The 2,935-nt window shown below is 39.8% G+C and carries 4 protein-coding genes; all 4 read left to right on the forward strand.

Annotation, left to right across the window (positions count from 1 at the left end; all coding sequences use genetic code 11):
• Nucleotides 1–178: 178 nt before the first annotated feature.
• Nucleotides 179–493 carry a hypothetical protein gene (locus FCV43_RS19750; RefSeq protein ID WP_136996133.1) on the forward strand — a complete coding sequence of 105 codons (315 nt, stop codon included), beginning with the start codon at nucleotides 179–181 and terminating at the stop codon, nucleotides 491–493.
• 135 nt (nucleotides 494–628) lie between these two features.
• Nucleotides 629–964, forward strand: coding sequence for a hypothetical protein (locus tag FCV43_RS19755; protein ID WP_136996134.1), 336 nt, complete (start codon nucleotides 629–631; stop codon nucleotides 962–964).
• A 173-nt stretch (nucleotides 965–1,137) separates the two neighbouring features.
• Nucleotides 1,138–2,019, forward strand: coding sequence for an NAD-dependent epimerase/dehydratase family protein (locus FCV43_RS19760; protein WP_136996135.1), 882 nt, complete (start codon nucleotides 1,138–1,140; stop codon nucleotides 2,017–2,019).
• 152 nt (nucleotides 2,020–2,171) lie between these two features.
• A complete protein-coding gene (locus FCV43_RS19765) occupies nucleotides 2,172–2,717 on the forward strand; it encodes a hypothetical protein (RefSeq protein ID WP_136996136.1) in 546 nt (181 codons plus the stop codon).
• Nucleotides 2,718–2,935: the final 218 nt, after the last annotated feature.

Below are 2,935 nucleotides of genomic sequence, written 5' to 3' on the forward strand. Positions count from 1 at the left end.
TTGGCGCTAAACTTGGCTCTGTCGTGCGGGCAATATAACAAAGCATTTAAGAGGGATTCTCAACGCTTGGCATTTTTGTATCTACTTCAAATTTAGTGTTTACGGTACAATGCTTTAGGTCGGGTGGAGGCGTTGTTCACCCCTTAATGCGGCGTTATGTGGTTAAACGGGATGAGATATGAGTTGTGATAACTGCAAACAAATTAAATTGGAAATCAGCAATCCGAATGACTTGGTTGAAGCAATTCTCCTTGTTAGAAGAAACGTCGAATCTAAAACTCTTAAATACCTAGGGTACGGTGCTTTTGGGGAACCTTTTTCAAGATTTTCTAAAGGGAAGTATTGGGGCGATATCGTAAATAACTATTTTGCTTGTAGATCGTGTGGTCAACTAATCCATCTCAGAGCAGAAACTTATCACGGAAGCGGCGGTCAACTGATTCATAGAGCTGCGCTGACTGAGAAAGTTTGCATAGATGACTTCACCACATAACAAAGCGTTTAAGACGGATTCCCAACGCTTGGCACTTTCGGCTTTCTTCAATTTAAGTGTTTATATCACAATGGTTTAGGTAGGGTGGTGGCGTTGCTCACCACTTAACGCGGCGTTATGGCTTAGGAGAAAAAAATGGCATTTGTATTAGCAAATACAGCAACTAAAAATCAGGCAATCTATGCATTTGAACCAAGTCTTTCATTAGAAAGTGTCGAGTTTAAGACTGTTCGTCTTGAACATGTACATTATGATCATGATGGCAATATATTGGTTGACTCGGATACCCTAAAGGAGTTTGAAGTTTTAGGCATTCCGGTATTCGAAAGGAAGTCATCTGCTAAACAGTTTTTGGTGGGTTTAAATTTGGTAGGTAAGGCAAAGTATGTTGGTGTGCGTTACAAGCGTGCCTTTGAGCATCAATATACAGATCTTGGCTTATTCTCAAGTTGGACGGAACTAAATCGCTAAACGTGAGCTTCGCCATAACAAAGCGTTTAAGACGGATTCCCAACGTTCGGCATTTTTGCTTCTACTTCAAATTTAGTGTTTACGGTACAATGCTTTAAGTGCAGTGGTAGCGTTGCTCACCACTTAACGCGGCGTTAGCTGCTTTGGGGTCAATAATTAGTAAGGTGTAGTAAATGAGAATATTGGTAACAGGCTCAGCGGGTAGAGTGGGGCGTGCAATCCATATCAAGTTAATGCGAACACATGACGTAGTTGGCTTTGATAAAACACCTTGTTCAACGGCTGATTATATTGGTGATATTCGTGATAGTGCGCTGCTCAATGAAGCTCTTGAAAATATCGACGTAATTATTCATACAGCAGCTCTTCATGCTCCTCATGTTGGCTTAGTGCCTGATTCAGAGTTTCAGTCTATCAACGTAGACGCAACCGAGAAACTGGCTTTGGCTGGTGGAAAAGCAGGCGTTAAGCACTTCATTTTTACTAGTACAACAGCGTTGTACGGTTATGCTTCAACACCTAAAGGTGTTACTGGTTGGGTGAATGAACAAATTATCCCTCAACCGAAATCGATTTATCACAAAAGCAAAATTGCAGCTGAAAACAAACTTAAAGAAATTTCAAATCTGTTCAATCTTCCTGTGACAGTGTTACAAATGTCTAGGTGTTTTCCAGAGCCCGCGGACTTAATGGCAGTATTTCGCTTAACTCGTGGTATCGATGCTCGTGATGTAGCAAGTGCTCATTTATGTGCAGTAGAAAAACGTTTAAGTGGTTTTAATCGGTTTATCATCTCGGGTGCAACACCTTTTAACCCTTTGGATTGCGAAGCTTTATATAACGATGCAAGCTCAGTTCTCGCACAAAGGTGTCCTGAGATAGCTTCTGCCTTTAGACAAAGAGGGTGGCAATTACCCGAAACTTTGGATCGTGTATATGACTCATCGTTAGCACAGAACAAGTTAGGTTGGTTGCCAAAACATGGCTTTGAAAGTGTTTTAGAAATGCTCGATACAGAAACGGCAGAAGTTTTGCCAGTTTCAAAACGCAGCTAACAAAGCATTTAAGAGGGATTCACAACGCTTGGTATTTTTGTATCTACTTCAAATTTAGTGTTTACGGTACAATGCTTTAAGTTGGGTGGAGGCGTCGTTCACCCCTTAATGCGGCGTTATGAGTTTCTCGGAATTAACCTTTAGAGGTAAGAATGAAGGAAGTAATCACAATTGTAGCATCGAGTAGCGTATTGCTTGGATTAGTTGCTTATTTACTTAAATCAGTAGTTAAGCAATATCTTGATAGAGATTTAAAAGTACATGAAGCACAATTGCAAGCAAAGGCTGATCTACAACTTGCCGCATTTAAAGATAATTTAGAAAGAGAGCGGACAAGAATTCAAGTCTCATATAGTGGGATTTTTGAACGACAAGCCAATGTCATTATTGAGCTATACGGTATTGTTTTAGCTTTGGAGGGGCGGCTCAATGACGGAGTTTCAGACCCAGAAGCAAGAGAAGAATTTCATAATTTAGTAATTAAAATGCGCACTTATTATCACGAGAAAAGAATACTTTTTCCTGAACAACTTGATATCTTAGCTGATAAATTATTAGGTTTGGTAATCAATATTTATTCAGAGTCATCAGATGGAAAAATCCCTTCAGATTTGTACTTTGCATTAAGGGAAACTAAGGATGAAGCTATTCGTGAAATAAGGTATCTACTATCGACAAATACCCAAATAAACTCATAACAAACAATTTAAGAGTGATTCCCCACGCTTGGCATTTTTGGTTTGGGTTTAGTTTAGTGTTTACGGTGTCCAATTTGAGTGTCGTGGTAGCGTGGCTCACACCTTAATTGGGCGTTATATTGCATAAGATTCAAAGGGTTAAGTTATTCGTTTATCTTTGTTCTGCGTTCGAGCTACACACCTGTTTGTTCCGTGAAAGTTGCCATCAAAATGACCAT

The sequence above is a fragment of the Vibrio genomosp. F6 genome (assembly GCF_005146325.1).
In the GTDB taxonomy this organism is placed as follows: Bacteria; Pseudomonadota; Gammaproteobacteria; order Enterobacterales; family Vibrionaceae; genus Vibrio; species Vibrio cortegadensis.

Excerpts from the sequence above, each read along its gene's own strand:
- FCV43_RS19750 (WP_136996133.1), top strand. The coding sequence starts at position 179 with ATGAGTTGTGATAACTGCAAACAAATTAAATTGGAAATCAGCAATCCG.
- FCV43_RS19755 (WP_136996134.1), top strand. The coding sequence starts at position 629 with ATGGCATTTGTATTAGCAAATACAGCAACTAAAAATCAGGCAATCTAT.
- FCV43_RS19760 (WP_136996135.1), top strand. The coding sequence starts at position 1,138 with ATGAGAATATTGGTAACAGGCTCAGCGGGTAGAGTGGGGCGTGCAATC.
- FCV43_RS19765 (WP_136996136.1), top strand. The coding sequence starts at position 2,172 with ATGAAGGAAGTAATCACAATTGTAGCATCGAGTAGCGTATTGCTTGGA.